Raw genomic sequence first — 18,580 nt, forward strand, 5'->3', positions numbered from 1 at the left:
TTGAGGGGACTTTAGGGGTGTTTTTTATCGAATAACTTCTCTAGTCAAAAAAAATAAAATCAACACATGAAATATTTAAAAGGTATAGGATTATTAATAGTTGCAGCTTTAGCTTTTCAGTCTTGTAAAGATGCGGCTGTTAAGGAAAACCTAGGAATTAATGAAAATTGGAAATTTAGTAAAGTAGATGAATCAAAAGATTTAGAAGGACAAATTCATGCTTTAAGTTTTGACGATTCTGCATGGGAAACAGTCCATTTACCTCATACCGCCAATATAGAACCTTTAACAGTTAATAACCAGTGGCAAGGCATTTGTTGGTATCGCAAGCGAATTGATATTCCTAAAAGTGATAGCGATAAGAAAATATTTTTAGAGTTTGAAGCTGCGATGAATTATTCTAAAATATGGATAAATGGTATCGAAGTTACTGAGCATCAAGGTGGTTATTTACCTGTGGTTATGGATATTTCAAACTATGTAAAAGCAGGAGATGAGAATATTATTGCTGTACGATTGGATAATACTGATAATTTAGTTACGGGTCCAAAACCATTAAAACGATTAGACTTTAACATGTATGGTGGTTTATATAGAAAAGCAAACGTAATTACAAAAGAGAAAATTTATATCTCACATGCCGTTTTGGCTAATAAAGTTGCCGGTGGCGGAATTTTTATCACGTACCCAAAAGTTTCCGAAGAAGAATCAGTAGTCAATGTTAAAACACACATTATCAACGAATACAAGGATTTGAAATCAATTGAACTTGTACAAACCATTTTTAGAAACGGAGAAGTTGTAGAGAAAACAACATCTTCTAACATAGAAATTGAAGCAGAAAAAGATATAGAATTAACAAAACAATTTGCCATTGTCAATGCTCATTTATGGTCGCCAAAACATCCAAATTTATACAGTTTGGAAACAAAAGTACTTCAAGATGGCAAAGTCATAGACGAACAAACAACACGATTTGGAATCAGAGAATTTACATTTGATGATGCACATCAACTCCACATCAATGGTAAAAAAACGTTTTTGCGTGGTGTAAATCGTCATCAGGAATATCCACACATTGGATATGCATTGTCAGACAACGCACAATACAGAGATGCTAAAAAAATTAAAGATGCAGGTTTCGATTATATCAGATTGTCACACTATCCGCAATCGCCAGCATTTATGGACGCTTGTGATGAATTAGGTTTGGTAGTTATGGATGTAATTATGGGATGGCAGTATTATAATGATACTGACAATTTTAGAAATTATTGTTACAACTCTGCAACGAATTTAGTTCGTAGAGATCGAAATCATCCGTGTGTATTAGGATGGGAAGTTTCGTTAAATGAAACTAAAACGATGCCTATTTATTTTATGGAAGAATTGCACACTATTGCCCATGCTGAATATCCAGGTGAAAACGTATATTCTGCTGGTTGGAAAGATGATGTATATGATATTTATTTAGAAGCGCGACAGCACAGAATATTAAGACCACATCCATACAAAGAAAAACCGATTACCGTTTCAGAATATGGCGATTGGGAATATTATTCTAAAAATGCAGGGTTAAATCAAGATAAACTACCAAATGATTTACGTTTAGAATTAAGTAGTCGTCAAGCACGTGGTTTTGGCGAAAAAGCAATGCTAAACCAAGCGTACAATGTACAAGAAGCACATAACGATAACTTAAATATGCGAGCCTTTTCCGATAGTTATTGGGTAATGTATGATTACAATAGAGGTTATCATGACAATATTGAACGATCTGGTTTAATGGATATTTTCAGGCTACCAAAATTTGCATACTATTTCTATCAAAGTCAACGTGATATTGATGATGCAGCAATTCTTGAATTAGCAACTTATTGGAATGAAAAATCGCCAACGGATATAACAGTATATTCAAATACTGATGAAGTTGAACTTTACTTAAATGATGAACTAATTGGAAAGCAACAACCTGATTCTGGAGCAAATACGGAGAATTTAAAGCATCCACCATTCACATTCAAATTAAATACATTTAAGGCAGGAACTCTAAAAGCTATCGGTTTTGTTGATGGAAAAAAAGTTGCTGAAGATACTGTCATCACTCCACAAAAACCAACGGAGTTAAAAGTATGGTTAGACGAAAGTGACAAAGTACCAACTGCTGGGCAAAACGATGTGCTTTTTCTGTATGTTGCCGCGATTGATGCTAATGGAACTGTACATCCAGATTTCTCTGAAACGATTACGTGGAATATTAATGGAAACGTCAAAGTAATGAATGTTGGAGCTATTAAAGCTGAAGCAGGAATTGCAACCGCAGTCATACAAATTGGCAATACTAAAGAAACAATACAAGTAGCTGCAAGTTCAAAAGAGCTCAAAGGTAATTTTGAATTTGAAATAGAATAATTTGTGTTAGAATGCCACTATTTAAAGGATTGGTTAAGATTTTTAAATGTTAATTTACTGTTAAGCACATATAATTTACTCATATATACAAGCGATTTATTGAATTAGATGAAGTTTACAACTGTATTCAATAATTCTAAATTTACGAATGTCAAAACTTAAAAACGTTTCATGTTTATTTTTACAAGTAGTATTACTTTTCAATCTATCATGCTCAAAAACAGCATCGTTAGAAGGAGAAGTAATTGTATTTGATTTAAAAATTGCAGAAGACGCAACTCCAGCTTTGGTAGCTAGAATTCTTCAACATACAGACAAACCAATTTCAGAAATAAAATTTGAAAAAGGAACGTATCATTTTTATCCAGATAAAGGATTTGAAAAGTTTTGTTACATATCCAATCATGGAGATTTAATGGTAAATACACCTTTTCCAATAATTGATATACAAAACGTAACTATTGACGGTCAAGGATCAACCTTTATATTTCATGGCGTCATGATTCCTTTTCTTATTAACGGAAGTAGTAATATTAACGTGAAAAACGTCTCAATAGATTGGGCACAAACGTTTCATAGTGAAGGATTAATTGTTGCAAACGATGAAACCAACAACACCTTTGACATGCAAATTTCAGATGAATATCCGTATGAAATTCGTAATGATGAATTATGGTTTGTAAAAGAATATTATCAACACACTATTGGGCAATCTATTTTATACGATCCAGAAAGAAAAGCAATAACTTTTCAAACAGAAGATTATACAGGTATTACCACGAAGTCAAAAACTTCAATCAAACGCAATTTAGATAAGATTGATTACAAATATGAATATGATCGCCGTGATGTTGGTAATAAAAATATTGGCGTAGAAAATCGTGTAACAGTCAAAGAATTAAAGCCAGGTTTGCTTAGAGTTTTTGGGCATAAAAAGAAAATGCCGCCAGTTGGTAACATACTATCCATGAAAGGCGAACAAGGTTTAAATAGAGTTGCGCCAGCTTTTAGTGTCACACATACAAAAGGATTTAATGCTTTAAATATAACGGTGCATCATGCAGGCGGAATGGGCATAATTGCCGAAAATTCTGAAGATCTTATTTTAGACAATTTCAATATAACACCATCTCAAGGTCGTATGGTTTCAACCACTGCAGATGCAACACACTTTGTTGGCTGTAGAGGTAAAGTGGTATTAAAAAATTGCACATTTGAAAATCAATTAGATGATGCTTCAAACATTCATGGTACGTATCAAAAAATTGTGGATGTTTTGGATGAATACAGCATTGGTGTCAGAATGGGACATCATCAACAAAAAGCATTTGTAATTGGGCAACCAAACGATAATTTAGGATTTGTAAGATTGAGCAATTCATTCTTTCCCTATGAAAAATCAACCATAAAAAACATTCAATACATCAACAATAGATATCAAATAATTACACTCAACGAAAAATTACCTAACGATGTCAAAGCAGGAGATTTAGTTGAAAACCTTGATGGGTATCCAGATTTATTAGTTCAAAACTGTATCATAAGAAATAACAGAGCGAGAGGTTTATTAATTTCTAATCCTGTAAACACAGTAATTGAAAACAACTTTTTTAGTACAGAAATGGAAGCACTTTTAATACCTGTAGAAAGTGGACATTGGTATGAATCTGGAAACGCAACAAATGTTCTTATAAAGGGAAATACTTTTCAAGATTGTCAACATAGTGGATTTAATAGAGGTGTAATACGTTTTGATACTGATGATGATAACCAAAATATAGCTTTTAAAAATATTAAAATTGAAAATAACACATTCAATCAATTCGATAATTTAATTCTTCAAGTTACAAATGCTGATGGTTTGCTATTTGAAGGAAACACAATTACAAATTCAGGCACATTTCAACAACTATATCCAGAAAATCCAGCTTTAAGAATAAAAGCTTCAAAAAATATTGAATTCAAAAATAATACATACACTGGTAAAGCTTCAAAAATTATGGAATCTGACCAAGCATTATCAAAATTAACCTTTCAATAAAACGAATCAAAACAAAATAAATCAACCCGTATGAAAAACAAACAATCAATTAATCAAGAAAGTTCAGCAAGGCGCTTGGTTCTTCTAATTTTAATGATATTTAGTATCTCCTTTAGCGGATATGCTCAAACTATTACTGGAGTTAAAGGAAATGTGACTACTGCTGAAGATGGATTGCCAATACCAGGTGTATCTGTTGTTATTAAAGGTACTACTACTGGTGTGGCTACAGATTTCGACGGAAATTACACCATCAAGGCTAAACTAGGTGATATTTTAGAATTTACATATACAGGTTTAAAGTCTCAAACTGTTACGGTTACAAGTGGTACTTTAAATATAGCTATGGCGGAAGATGCTGAAAGTTTAGATCAAGTTATAGTAGTTGGATATGGTTCTGTAAAGAAAAAGGAAGTTACAGGTGCAGTAGCACGGATAAAATCTGAAGATATAGAGCAATTTGTGTCATCAGATATAGCATCTCGATTGCAAGGTCAAATTGCGGGTGTAAGTGTTTCTTCAAGTTCAGGAGAACCTGGAGAAGCTGCAAGTATTCAAATTAGAGGTATTACTTCTTTAAGCGGAACTAATACACCATTATTTGTTGTTAATGGAATCCCACAAATAGGAGATCCAGGATTATCAGCTAACGAAATACAGACAATAGATATCCTTAAAGATGCTGCATCTACTGCAGTGTATGGATCTAGAGGAGCGGCTGGTGTTGTATTAATAACAACAAAGTCTGGTAAAGATGGTAAAATGAGTGTAGACTTCGACTATAATTATGGGCAACAATTTCTTGGTGTTGGTACACCATTAATGAATACAGAAGATCAATTATTCTATGAAATTAATACAGCCAACTATTTTGGAGGTTTTGATCCAGTTACTGTTAACAATCCAGAATGGTTAGGTAATGATAATACTTTTGATGAGTATGTTTTAGTAGATGCTGCAGAAGTAAAAACGTATAATTTGAATCTATCTGGAGGAACAGAGAAATTCTCTTATAATGCATCTGGAAGCTTGTTTGATCAAGATGGTTCATTAGTCAATTCAAATTTTAAACGTTATAACGGTCGTATTTCAGCACAATATAATACCGATAATTGGAAAATTAATGCAAGTATAGCTACCACTAACGAAAACAGAAGACGCGCTAGTGCAGGATTAATAATAACAGCAAGTAGATATAGACCTTATTTCCCTGAAATTGATCCAAATTCTGATGTTGTTTTTGATAATGGTGATGGAGGAACTAGAACACCTTCAATAGCATTAGGACAAGCACTTAAAAGAAAAGACGATAGCAATAGAGATAGAACAAATATTAATTTAGGTATTAGACGTAAAATAGTTGAAAACTTAGACTTTATTACCAATGTTGGTTCGTCTATTACCAATGATAGTAGAGATATTTTTCGCCCAAGGTTTGATTTGGTTGATGTTGATAACGGAGAGATAACAACAGATCCTACGTTAAGTGGAATATCAGCAACACATACCAGAACTACTAAGTTTAGTTGGGATGCTGGATTAGATTTCAAAAAACAGTTTGGCAAACATAGTGTTTCAGCTCAAGCTGTTGTTACATTAGAAGAGGATAATAATAAAACGTTTCTCGCTTCAATAGAAGGTGTCTCAAATAACTCAATTACCGTTTTAAATGGTGGTACTTTAAATGAAAATGTAGGAAGTGGTTTTAATTATACAACCAAAAGAGTTGGTACTTTAGGAAGAATACAATACAATTATGATGGTAAATATATTATCTCAGCATTGGCACGTTACGATGGTTCATCAAGATTTGGTAGAGAAGTTAGATGGGGAACATTTCCATCGGTCGCTGTTGCATGGAATGTGTCTAGTGAACCATTTTGGAAACCTTTAAAGACAGTTGTTAATAACTTTAAAATACGATTAAGTCACGGTCAAGTAGGTAACGATAGTTTTAGTGATTATGAGTTTGCAAGTACAATTGCACCATTTGCAGATTATATATTTGATGAAAATGATGGTTCTGTTGATTTTGGATCAGCAATACGATCGTATGCCAATAGAGATATTAAATGGGAAACCTCAATATCAAATAATATAGGAGTTGATATTTCATTGTTTAAAAATAAGGTTACCATAACGGCAGATTATTATAACACTAAAAAAGAAGATATGCTCTTTCCAGTAACACTTCCAGGTTCTTCAGGAGCAGTATATGATTCAAACCTAATACTTAATGTCGGTAATATGACTAATAAAGGGTTAGAGTTAGCTGTTAATTATAGAGGAGCAATAGGAAAAAGTAAGTTTAGAATAGGAGCAACCTTTACTACCAACGATAACGAAATTACCAAAGTAGCAGGTGATGGTATAATTTATAATGGAAATTCTTCATTAATAAGTGGAGATACTGATACATACGCAACAACTGTTATTGCTGAGGGTTATGAAGCTGGCGCGTTTTTCTTACACGAAACTAATGGTACTATTAAGACACAAGAAGAGCTAGATATCTACAGACAATTTCCATCAAGAGCTAATGCAGAATTAGGTGATTTAAAATATGTAGATGCTAATGGCGATGGAAATATTACTACCGAAGATAGAACATATCATGGTAGCGGTTTGGCAGATTTTGAATATGGTATAAACCTTAGATGGGAAGTTGGTCGTTTCGACTTTTCAATGAATTGGTTTGGTACATCTGGCGCCGAGATTTTAAACGGTAATAAAGCTGCTATGTATGGCTGGCAACGTCATCAAGATTTAGTAAATCAATGGACACCAGACAATCCTACATCTAATATTCCTTCGTTTAGAGGTCGTGGAAGAGAACATCCTAATTATGCAGGAACAACAGATTATTGGCTAGAGAATGGTGATTATTTAAGATTAAAACAAGCAACTTTAGGCTTTTTGCTTCCAAATGATGCTTGTAATAAAATAGGATTGAGTAAATTAAGGATTTATTTAACTGCTCAAAACCCAATTACTTTTACAGGATACGATGGGTATGATCCAGAAGTAGGTAATAATAATGTGGCAAGAAGAGGTATCGATCAATCAAGATATCCAATTTCGGCAACATATAGTTTAGGAGTAAAACTTTCTTTTTAATAAAAAAAAATTAGAAAAATGAAAACATACATAATAAAAATAGTAGCATTTGTTTTTTGCCTAACAATAATGCAATCATGCGAGGATTATCTTGAAGAGGTAAATCCAAATGAAATTTCGGCAGACACCTTTTTTAATAATTTAAACGAGTCAGATACGGTATTAACTTCTGTATATGGTGCCATGTTAAATACTTGGATTGTGAGTGCTAGAGAAGAATCTTGGCGATCAGATATGGCATTTCCAGGGATTAGATCAGGTAATATTAGAGCTGATGCGTTAAATATTTATGAGCACGTTATTAATGAAGATAATGGCTTTATAAATCAACGATGGGATGCTTTATATCAAGTAATATGGAGAGCAAATCAAGTTATTGATGGTTTAAATAGTATGAATGCAGATTTGCAAGCAGAAACTCGTTGGACAGAGCAAATGGCACAAGCCAGATTTTTTAGAGGCTTAGCGCACTTTTATTTACACACTTTGTATAATGAAGGACGTATAGTAATTAGAGATGTCATACCAGGAACACAAGCAGATTTTTCCAAACCACTAAGCACATCAGAAGAAGTAATGGCGTTTTTTAGAGAAGATTTAGAATATGCATACCAAAATTTACCTGCAACGTTTCCACAGAAGACCAGAGTAACAGCAGGTACCGCAGCAACTATTTTAGGAACAAGTTATTTATATTCTGCATCAAATAATCCTGCAGATTATCAAACGGCTAAAACCTATTTTAATGATGTCATTAACGGACCTTATGGCTATGCGTTAATACAAGATGTAAGTCTTCTGTTCACAGAAGCTGGAGATTTTAATTCCGAGTCTATTTTAGAAATTAACTATAGTGTAGATCAGCAATTAGAAGAAAATCAATTTGATGAAGAAAGTTTTAACATGAGAAACGGTAGATATTCTGGGCCTCGAGGTGCAGGAGGATCTAGTTTTAATCAACAATTTACAGCAGCAGCATGGTTAATTCATGCCTATAATAGCGAGCCACTAAACATGGCTGATGCAAGAAATACAGTAATAGATAGAGAAACTGGTTTGCCCAGAGCAAGAATCGTATCTCTTAGATCTTCTGCAATGATAGCAGTAGTAAATGATCAAGATACAGAGTACTACTTACAGCCTTCTGCTGCTATAGTAGAAAACTTTAGTAGCACACAAAGAAAATATGGTTATTTCAAAAAATACACGAATCACGATATTGTAGCTAACGAAAATGATACAGGAGATACAAGTTGGAAATCTGGTAAAAATGTAATCATGAATCGTTTAGCAGATGTATATTTAATGTATGCAGAAGCTGTATTAAAAGGAGATAATAATGTAAGTGGAGCAATCAATCTTATAAACCCTATTCGTCAACGTTGGGGATTACAATTACTAGATGCGAATGCAAGTTTAGTTGATGGTACTCCATATACAGAAGAATCTCTAATGAATCATTTAATGTACGTAGAACGTCCATTAGAATTATCTGTAGAAGGTGTTTCAACTAGAATTGTTGATTTAAGACGTTGGAATGTTGCTAGTAATAGATTTAACGATTTATCTATGCAATCATTTTACGTAACAGATTATGATTACTATAATGATGCTACGTCTAGTACGCTAACGAGAAATAATTCTTTAGTACAAGCAGGAATTAGTCCAGATCCAAGTGGCGATCCTCAATTAGTACAAGAATATACGGGAGCGGCACAGTTTTATACCAATGGATATTTTCCAATACCAACAAGTGAAACTCTAAGTAATAACTCGGTTTCTAATTAATTTAAAAAAAGAAAGATGAAAAAAATATTTATTATTTCCGCACTTATGCTACTAGCGTTTATGGTTGGTTGTGAAAAAGAAGATGATTATGTAGCACCTTTTGGAGACTTTTCTAGTTTGTCATGGGTTACAACACAAGGTTTTGAGGAGTCTGATTATGTATCCGCTTTAAATAATTATATTGGTTTTAGAGATATCTCTAAAAATGCTTTAACACATAGTTGGCACATACCATCTGGGACTAATTTGCTCCAAAGCGATTTTAATGCAGAACAAGACACAATCTATACAGATTTTATAGGCGCTGCAGGACCAAGAGGATCTGATCAAAAACTAATTAATGTTATCTTTAGACAACCAGGAGTAAAAGAGGTAGAACTACGAAATACCTTTAAAGATTCTGTTGCCGAATCTGTTTTTAGTGATGGCGTATGGAAAGTAAACAAAATATTTACAGTGACTGTTTTTGACGACGTTAAACCTATGTTTAAAGTTATGAAAGGAACAGATGAAATACTTACTGTAAGTGAAACAGATATGCCAAGTGAAGCAAATGCTGCTTCATGGCAAACTGTAACTGTAGAAGCTGGAGAACAATTAACATATATTGACCTAACAACTACAGGAGATCCTGATGGAAGAACTTGGAACTTTAACGGTGGAGCCATGGATATGAGTGGCGGCGAATCTGTAAATTTATCATACAATGGATTAGGTAATTTTACAGCAGGTAGTATAACTTCAAAAAGAACTGATGTTGCTAAACCAGATGGCGAAGCTACTAAGCTTATTCCTCTTAATATAGAAGTTGTTCCTTCTTCACAACCTTTTGTACTTAATGGAATGATAACAGAAGATTTACAAGTTATCTCTTTAAATGTAACAGGAGAAATAGAAACACTTGTTGGAGAGGAAGCTAATTTTACAGTTCATGTTGTGAATACGACTGCAGGATTCGATCAAAATATTGCAGTACAATCAGCAACAGTAAATAATTCAGATGCTACACAAATAGATTTAGTTCTTTCAGCTCCAATTTATAATTCAGATGTTATTACTGTAGCATACACGGCAGGAAACATAGGCTCTGTTGACTTTAGAGTATTAGAAAGTTTTAGCGCAACAAACGTATCGCTCCACAGAAGCGACAATATAATTACTGGATCAGGAATGGGAACTGGATTAGATTATACAGGTTTCGAGGTAGAGGCAAGTACTGGTAATTTTCTTAAAAAAGGATATGCAGAAGGGTATTGGGTAGGTAACACTAATAGTGCATTTCTTAATCTTTCAAGAACAACAGATATGTCCAATAGTGGTTCAGCTTCAATGCGATATGAAAGTCCATCAGGCGTTACAACTGTAAGACTACAAGGGAGTTGGTTTACTAATGGAACAAAAACAACATATGCTATAGCAACATTGCCTGCAGGAGATTATGAGGTGTCTTATATGGTGTTTTTAGCCCCAGGAAATACAATGCTAGCTTTTGAAACAGAAGTACAAGGAGGCGCAACTACAAGTTGGGACATTTCTTCTTTACCTAGAGGACAATGGGTAGAAATAAGTAAATCAATTAATCTTGCTACCAATTTAACCAATAAAAAGTTTGATTTAAAAATAAATGCTGCAGACAATGCTGGTGTAACTGGAGAGCAGATTATGTATTTTGATGATTTAAGTTGGAGACTATTAGAAGCTAGATAATAAAAATAAATTTTGTCAGGTTAAAAAAAGACTGCCACTTTGTAGGCAGTTCTTTTTTTAATTTAAAGTAATTACAATAATTTAAAACTGATTATGTTAAGAAAAAACTATTTAAGTTTACTAATATTAGTAACTGTCACATTATTTATTGGTTGTAAATCTGATAAAAATAAAGAAGAAGTAAAACAAGCAGCTGAAGAAAACATTTCTACTAAACCGAACATAGTAGTTATATATCTTGACGATTTAGGCTATGGAGATGTAAGCTCTTACGGAGCCACAGAATTACAAACACCAAACATAGATGCATTAGCAACTGGCGGAATAAAATTTACAAACGGTTACGCATCTTCTGCAACGTGTACACCAAGTCGATACGCTTTACTTACGGGGATGTATCCGTGGAGAAACAAAAAAGCTAAAATATTACCAGGAACTGCACCACTATTAATAAGTACAGAGCAGCAAACCTTACCAAAAATGTTAAAAGCTCAAGACTACCAAACTGCAATAGTTGGTAAATGGCATTTAGGTTTAGGAACAGGAATGGTAAATTGGAATCAACGTGTTTCACCTGGGCCAAATGAAGTTGGTTTTGATGAAGCTTACATCTTAGCGGCAACTCAAGATCGGGTTCCAACGGTATACATTGACAATGGAAATGTGGTAGGTTTAGATCCAAACGATCCAATATCGGTCAATTACAAAGAAAATTTTAAAGGTGAACCAACTGCGGTTTCAAATCCAGAAATGGTAGACATGAAATGGCATCACGGACATAATAACAGTATTGTAAATGGTATTGGTAGAATTGGTTACATGAAAGGTGGTGAAGCTGCAAAGTGGAGCGATGTGGACATGGCAGATCATTTCTTAGAAAAAGCACAGAATTATGTAAAAACACATAAAAACAAGCCGTTTTTTTTATACTATGCAATGCAACAACCGCATGTACCTAGAACACCGCATCCAAGATTTGCAGGTAAATCTGGTTTAGGACCAAGAGGCGATGTTATTTTGGAAGCAGATTGGTGTATTGGCGAATTTATGAAAACATTAAAAGAAGAAGGTCTCTTAGAAAATACGCTAATTGTTTTTTCAAGTGATAATGGACCCGTATTAAATGATGGTTATTACGATGATGCAGTTGAAAAAATAGGAAAACACGATCCAAATGGTGGACTTAGAGGTGGAAAATACAGCATATTTGAAGCTGGAACTCGTGTGCCTTTCATAACGTATTGGAAAGGGAAAATTCAACCAGGAACGTCTGATGCAATTGTATGTCAAATGGACTTATTAGCATCCTTAGCAAACTTAGTTGGTACGGAAGATACCACAACAGACAGTCAAGATTTACTCAATGTTTTAATGGGAGAATCTAAAAAAGGAAGAGAAAATTTAGTTATCGAAGCCACAGGGAAAACAGCATTGCGTCATGGAGATTGGTTAATGATTCCGCCATACAAAGGAAAAAATTTCAGAGAAAAAGTAGGAATAGAAGTAGGGAATCTTCCTGATTTTCAACTCTATAATTTAAAAGAAGATCTTGCGCAAAAAAATAATTTAGCAACATCCAATCCTAAAAAACTAACAGAAATGATTGCCATTTTTGAATCCTTAAGAGGAAAAGATTATATAAAAAATGTAAAAGAAGTCATATTTAGATAAAAAAATTAGGCAATAATACCATTTATATAACCAAAAAAATAGTATTGTTTATCTTGTGGAAAGTCATTATCTAATACATACAATGTGCTAATAATGGAGAAAAAGTTTCTATGAATCAGAAGCATCATTAAAATTTCTATAATCACTAAGGGAAATGGAAATGCTTCCCAATGGTTTTATAGTTCCAAAACTTCCCGATTGTGAATTTCCCAACTTTTAAGTTTTTTAAACTAGACTCGAATGTAACGTCTCTAAACACAAAATTTTTGACTAACAAGATAAAATCTCTACATCTAATTTATATTACAAAAATCAAGAAGAAAACGGGAATATTATTTATAAAATTTCGGTGCTGAATCAATGACTATTTAATGCCTTAAAAAAAAGAAAAATAAGCGCATCTAAAACCTTAAAGTAATACTTTAAATAAATCAAAAATTACGGCTCGTTTTTTACAGCTAAAACCAAGGTCATAATCTGAGAAACTCAATATTATTTTTCTACGCAAATCAGTAGATAAACATTATTTTCAATTCTTTTCTTTAACTCATTGCTAAGCGATAAGCTTAATTTTTTTAAAATTTCAATTAAAAAATTTGAAAAAAGGCTGTTTTTTGAAATTAAATGATGAAAAAATTAAATTCGTTTTTCAATTTAATTTTTTAATTTGTTTTTTTTAATAATTAACTAACTGACAATTAAAGAATTAATTAAAAAAAATAAAAGTGGTTTTACTTTCTGCTCAAAAGATCAAAGTGGATTGACTTTTATAATTTAAAAAATAAATTTGAAATTCCAAACAGTTAAATTGCTGAAAAATAGACATTTAATTATTTAAAAGTAAAAGTGGTTTTACTTTCTGCTCAAAAGATAAAAGTGGTTTTAGTTTTGTTATTTAAAAAATAAATTTGAAATTTTTTATAATTAAGTAGCTGTAAAACAGACGTCTAACTATTTAAAAGTAAAAGTGGTTTTAGTTTTTTTCAAAACGAAAAGGCAACGTAAAATTTCAAATAGTCTTGAATTTTCTTAGCAGCTATATAACAAGAAATAGTTGAGGAATTGACAAGTCATATCAAAGCAAAATAAGCGTAAAAAAAGCAACGTGTAAAAGTCAGTTTTAGACATCGAAATAGCAACTATTTTTGTGCTATTTGCGTGTCAATTTTAAATACGCTTTCATCGATTTTGCTAGCTGAATTTCAAAAGTGAATATTGCTAAATAAGAAGAAAAATAGCAACGGTATATGTAAGCTGAATTATAAAAAAAATGATTCAAAAAATAATCAAGAAGTAGATTTCAAAACATGTTCATAGAACTGATCTAAAAGTTTTGGATTCCCAAGTTTCTGAATCTTTTTTTCGCAATCATAAAATAATGGCAAACGTGGTTTCTGTTTTTCAGTTTGTTTTTGTTCATTGTTTAAAAAACGTCTAATCTGTGCATGAGTAATTAATTTCAAGCGAGTTTTTTGTTTGCTTCGCATCTGATTTTCATACCAAACTTTTGTACCTGTAAAGCCAAAGGTATTAGTTGGATCAAAATACCTGTTTGGTAATTGAACAAATCGATTCTGGGGATCTTTAGCAATGTATTTACAAACCAACCCGATGCGCTTCACATAAACCTTGTGAACTTTGTCCAAATTTCGTTCCTCCACAGGTTCATACCATAACCGTAACAACTCTTTTGCTCGTTTTTCTTGATATTTAGTTAAAAACACATTTTCATAAAGAGTATTTTTTGCAAGTTTCCACAAATCATCCACATAAAAATTAAAGGAGGAAAAGCTAGAAGCCTCAAACCTTGAAACTATGTCTTTGGCTTGTTCTGTGGCTTCTGAGCTTTTACCTTCCCTCTCTGTATCATTATCAGGCTGATGGTGTGTATGTTTTTGATAAAAATTTCGCGCGCCTAGTGTGTCTTGCGCAAGTTGCTCTTTATTTTGTTTTGCGCCTTCCTTCTCTGTGTATCTTGAAAAATTGTTACCAGTTTTGTTACCAGAAAAATCAATAGCTGTGAGCGAGAGCGAACTCCTTTGATTATTGGCATCCAATTTTTTATGAACTCCTATTAGTATATTATTTATGTAACTATTGTTACTAGAGTCTGTATGAGGACAGTTTGTCCTTTTTTCATTTTTAAAAAACTGATTATCAGTACTTTTCGTTTTTTCTGTTTTCGCTAGAATTTGTGAGTTATTCACAGGTTCTTGACCGTTTATCAACAGTATTTTCGGATTCAAATACAATTCATAACTCGCATTAGAACCATGCCAAATCTTCTCAGTAATAATATTGGCTTGCAAAAGCTTTTTAAGATGTCTTTGTATAGTTCTAGTGCTTACGTGAGAAATCTTTGCCAATTGCACATTATTTGTCTTTAATGATGGAATATTAGAAGTATCAAAACAAGCTTGCTTGCTAGCTCTTAATAACGAAGCACCATAAATCCGAATTATCTCTCTAGCCGTTGCAATCACAGGTTGACGCAAACGAGCAGAAAGACTATCAGAAGTAGCATTATGTTTTGCTACAAAAGTGTCAAGTGCTTTAAAAACAGTTGAAAAGTGGATGACCATCTATTATGTATTGATTATACTATTTATTAAATGTTTTCGCTAACAAATCGTCCATAGCACTCGCTACGGAAATTCGTTTTCGCTTCCTTTTTCTAGGTTTCTTATCACAAACAACAGTAACGCCAAGCATGGCATGTAGTCTCAGTTTTTCATCTGAACTCAATGCCTGAATTACGTTATATACTGTTTCTGCTTTCAATTAAATATGTGCGTTGTTTATTTGATTTATGTATAGATGACTCCAATAATTTTGGACAAAAGAATTCCTAGTCGCATACATTGGCGACTTCGTATTTTTTATAAATAACGATGCTAACTACATCTGTGATTCAATAACTAGATGCGTTTAGTTGAATATTGGTAACTTCTTTTTTTATCTATACAGTACTAACTATTTTTTACAATCAAAATGATTGTTCGGGTTTTACAATTTTATTTCTTTTTTGCTTCTCTTATTTTTAAAGGATTTATAAAATGGGTTCTGATCTATGGGTAATTAATCTCTAAATTAGATACTCATAATGATATTAGCCTACCCTTTTGGCTTGTAGTAAATCTAATTAATTTTTCTTTTAAAAACTAGCGTCGCATTTGAAAAACAGAAACTTTTCATCGCTATAACTCATTCTTTAGGTGTGGTTTATGATTAATTTTATATAATATTTGGTGAAGTTTTCGATGAAGTTTGCTAAAACTTTGGTCATAGTTGGGACAAAGTTTTGGGTACTTTTGGTGTACTTTTTACCCTTTTTTAAATTCGATTTCTCTAAAACTTATAAGTGTCTTAAAATCATGCTTTTATGATTAAAAAAGTTAAATTAAAAAATCAGGAGGAACTTTTTTTGATCTAGAAAAGAAGATTTATGAAATTTCAGTCTTCAAAGAGATGAGAATCTTTGAAAAAAATCTATTTTTTTGAAATTTTTAATGAAATTGAAGTAAAATAGAAAGAATAGAAATCCTTTTCCTATGTTTTTGGTCGTAAATTAAGATGGAATAAAAGTGCAAAATGCGAGTTTTGGAAAATTAGGTTGCAAAACTGAACGTTTTTTTAAAATACGTCTGATGCAATAAAAAAAGGCATCGCTAAGCAATAAGTTCATACAGGAACAACTTATTGCTTAGCGATGAGTGCTTTTTTTAAATTTAAAAATCAATGGTGTATTTATTAGAATAATCTTTTGCTAGTGAAGCACCAATACCTCTCAAATACTTACGAAGTTGCGATTTAGTCTTATGTCTTGTAAAACTCATCAGTTCAGTAAGTACTTGTTCATCTGCTTTTCCCTCAGAAGCTAAAGAATTATACAAATTGGATGCGGCAGTATGCTTAAAAGAATATAAAGTTTGATCGGTGTCAAGTTGTAATTCCTTTTTCATAATAGCGAAACGATCATAAAAATGATTGGTTTTAGTCTTTTCAGAAACATTCCATTGTCCACAAGTTTCGCTATCTGAAAAAATAAAATCAGTTGATTTATATTTGTGAAGTTCCATTTGCTCAATAACCTTTGCTAGACTTTCAATAATAGGAACAACTTCCTGTGCTTCCGTTTTAGTTTGTACATACAAGCGTCTATTATCTAAATCAATGTCTCCAACTTTGAGTCGGCATACTTCCACATTTCTCAAAAAAGCGTAAGCAATAAACTGTGTGAACTTTCTAAGGTAGGGATCATTGCTATCCATATACTCACGCATTACTCTAATTTGCGAGTCTGTATATGATTTATGTTTCTTAGGATTTTCTTTTAATTTCTTAATAGCTGTAATAATATTGTATTCTACAATATCATCACTTACCAATTGACTAAAAAGTGAAGACAACGAAGTTCTATATCCATTACGTGTTTTTGCATTCACGGGCTGTTCTGTTAAATTTCGATGCTTATCATACTTCTTAATCGTGTTCAAAAAAGTTGAAACTTCTCGGCGTTTTAGCTCCTTTATAGTAATGGTATCTAATTTTTGATCTTCTAGCCAAGTTAAAAAGCGTTTTAAATTTCCTTTAATATTTATTTTACCACGTCTTGACAAATAGGGGAGTTTCTGTTCAAGGGCAAAAATCAATGCTTCTCTAACCGTATATTCATTTGTCTTTGGCAGTAAACTTTTGTCTTTTACTGCTTCCTTTTCAATTTTTTCAATCTTGGCTTCGGTAACCTTATAATTTTCATAAGGACTATATCCTTGTGATAACAACTTTTTCAATGCAAGCTTGTACGCCATTAAAATTTCAAGGCGTTCTGCTTTAGTATCAAATCGATTTGCTCCTTTATATATAGGTGGCTGTCTTTTAAGTTTATCTGTTTTAGGCTCTCGGTAGGAGTAATACACGTACCAGCGTTTGCTTAAATCGCCATTAGCATCATAAATCTTTGGCTGTGAATAATCTTTCTTTGCTTTCAAATTGTATTCGATAACGTATTCATTTTGTAAAATTTCATTAAATGTAGACATAAAAAATTGGTTTTCAAAATAGAGAAAACACACGTGAATACTGGTTTTGATGTCATTTATCAGTTATTTTAGCTTCTTATGAAAGGGGACAGCTCTCGCCAGTCGCTTTGGGAGATAAGTTTGGAGTTTCAAAACCAAATTAAGGTAACACTATATCTATAGGAATGCAAAACCCTTTAGAAAAAGCAACGATCTCCCAAGAGTTCCAACAACGGCTCCATCGTTAACCCGAGTTTAGAACAGGCAAGCAGCGAAGTAACAAATCAACAGACAACCAAATTAACAAATCAACAAACAACGAATCAACAAAAAACAAAAAACTTTTCAGATGTAAAGTGCGACACAATAGCTTGTTACAAACATCACCAAAACAAAGTAAAAAAAAAGGCATAAAAAGGTTAGGAAGTTTGGAAATGGTTTTTATATTTGCACCCGCTAAAACGGATAGTTTTAGATGAAGTTCTGATAAGATAATGAGTAAAGATTTTATAAAAAATAGTTTAAAATATTTTTTTGGAATATATAAAAAGGTTGTATGTTTGCATCCGCTAAAAACGGCAACGGATTTAGTACTGTTCTAATAATAAAAGACTGATTAAAAAGAGGCAAGAAGTTTGAAAATACAGCTTCGAAAAAAAATCTTAAAAAAGTTTTGTTAGAAACAAAAAAGGGTTTTATATTTGCACCCGCTTTGAGAGGGAAACTTTTCGGAGTATATAAATAGAGAATTAAGAGTTCATTGACATATTGATTAGCAGCAATTATTTTGGAGACAAAATAATAAATAAACATAAGTAAGAAC

Annotated in this window: 9 protein-coding genes; 6 read left to right on the forward strand and 3 right to left on the reverse strand. The window is 32.5% G+C overall.

From position 1 onward, the window contains the following. Positions 1-66: 66 nt before the first annotated feature. From IMCC3317_RS22735 to IMCC3317_RS22760, 6 genes are all read left to right on the forward strand, one after another. Positions 67-2,412 (forward strand): glycoside hydrolase family 2 protein, encoded by a 2,346-nt coding sequence (locus IMCC3317_RS22735; protein WP_160131755.1) that lies wholly within the window; start codon positions 67-69, stop codon positions 2,410-2,412. Between the two features lie 148 nt (positions 2,413-2,560). Then, positions 2,561-4,453 carry a right-handed parallel beta-helix repeat-containing protein gene (locus tag IMCC3317_RS22740; protein ID WP_228054888.1) on the forward strand — a complete coding sequence of 631 codons (1,893 nt, stop codon included), beginning with the start codon at positions 2,561-2,563 and terminating at the stop codon, positions 4,451-4,453. Between the two features lie 30 nt (positions 4,454-4,483). Beyond that, positions 4,484-7,570 (forward strand): SusC/RagA family TonB-linked outer membrane protein, encoded by a 3,087-nt coding sequence (locus tag IMCC3317_RS22745; RefSeq protein WP_160131756.1) that lies wholly within the window; start codon positions 4,484-4,486, stop codon positions 7,568-7,570. Between the two features lie 18 nt (positions 7,571-7,588). After that, positions 7,589-9,358, forward strand: coding sequence for a RagB/SusD family nutrient uptake outer membrane protein (locus IMCC3317_RS22750; RefSeq protein WP_160131757.1), 1,770 nt, complete (start codon positions 7,589-7,591; stop codon positions 9,356-9,358). Between the two features lie 15 nt (positions 9,359-9,373). Then, a complete protein-coding gene (locus tag IMCC3317_RS22755) occupies positions 9,374-11,065 on the forward strand; it encodes a hypothetical protein (RefSeq protein WP_160131758.1) in 1,692 nt (563 codons plus the stop codon). A gap of 93 nt (positions 11,066-11,158) precedes the next feature. Next, positions 11,159-12,736: a sulfatase family protein gene (locus IMCC3317_RS22760; RefSeq protein ID WP_160131759.1), complete on the forward strand. Its 1,578-nt coding sequence runs from the start codon at positions 11,159-11,161 to the stop codon at positions 12,734-12,736. A 1,286-nt stretch (positions 12,737-14,022) separates the two neighbouring features. On the opposite strand, the gene IMCC3317_RS22765 is transcribed toward IMCC3317_RS22760, so the two are convergent. The 3 genes from IMCC3317_RS22765 to IMCC3317_RS22775 all read right to left on the reverse strand — a co-directional run bounded on the left by IMCC3317_RS22765 (position 14,023) and on the right by IMCC3317_RS22775 (position 17,778). Beyond that, positions 14,023-15,318 (reverse strand): hypothetical protein, encoded by a 1,296-nt coding sequence (locus tag IMCC3317_RS22765; RefSeq protein WP_170293846.1) that lies wholly within the window; start codon positions 15,316-15,318, stop codon positions 14,023-14,025. 19 nt (positions 15,319-15,337) lie between these two features. Beyond that, positions 15,338-15,517, reverse strand: coding sequence for a hypothetical protein (locus IMCC3317_RS22770; RefSeq protein WP_160129400.1), 180 nt, complete (start codon positions 15,515-15,517; stop codon positions 15,338-15,340). Between the two features lie 947 nt (positions 15,518-16,464). Then, a complete protein-coding gene (locus IMCC3317_RS22775; protein ID WP_160131760.1) occupies positions 16,465-17,778 on the reverse strand; it encodes a tyrosine-type recombinase/integrase in 1,314 nt (437 codons plus the stop codon). Positions 17,779-18,580 lie beyond the last annotated feature (802 nt).

It is taken from the genome of Kordia antarctica (assembly GCF_009901525.1).
GTDB lineage: Bacteria > Bacteroidota > Bacteroidia > Flavobacteriales > Flavobacteriaceae > Kordia > Kordia antarctica.

Bases quoted from the DNA above. Each gene is read 5' to 3' on its own strand.
- IMCC3317_RS22735 (WP_160131755.1), top strand. From the start codon at position 67: ATGAAATATTTAAAAGGTATAGGATTATTAATAGTTGCAGCTTTAGCT.
- IMCC3317_RS22740 (WP_228054888.1), top strand. From the start codon at position 2,561: ATGTCAAAACTTAAAAACGTTTCATGTTTATTTTTACAAGTAGTATTA.
- IMCC3317_RS22745 (WP_160131756.1), top strand. From the start codon at position 4,484: ATGAAAAACAAACAATCAATTAATCAAGAAAGTTCAGCAAGGCGCTTG.
- IMCC3317_RS22750 (WP_160131757.1), top strand. From the start codon at position 7,589: ATGAAAACATACATAATAAAAATAGTAGCATTTGTTTTTTGCCTAACA.
- IMCC3317_RS22755 (WP_160131758.1), top strand. From the start codon at position 9,374: ATGAAAAAAATATTTATTATTTCCGCACTTATGCTACTAGCGTTTATG.
- IMCC3317_RS22760 (WP_160131759.1), top strand. From the start codon at position 11,159: ATGTTAAGAAAAAACTATTTAAGTTTACTAATATTAGTAACTGTCACA.
- IMCC3317_RS22765 (WP_170293846.1), bottom strand. From the start codon at position 15,318: ATGGTCATCCACTTTTCAACTGTTTTTAAAGCACTTGACACTTTTGTA.
- IMCC3317_RS22775 (WP_160131760.1), bottom strand. From the start codon at position 17,778: ATGTCTACATTTAATGAAATTTTACAAAATGAATACGTTATCGAATAC.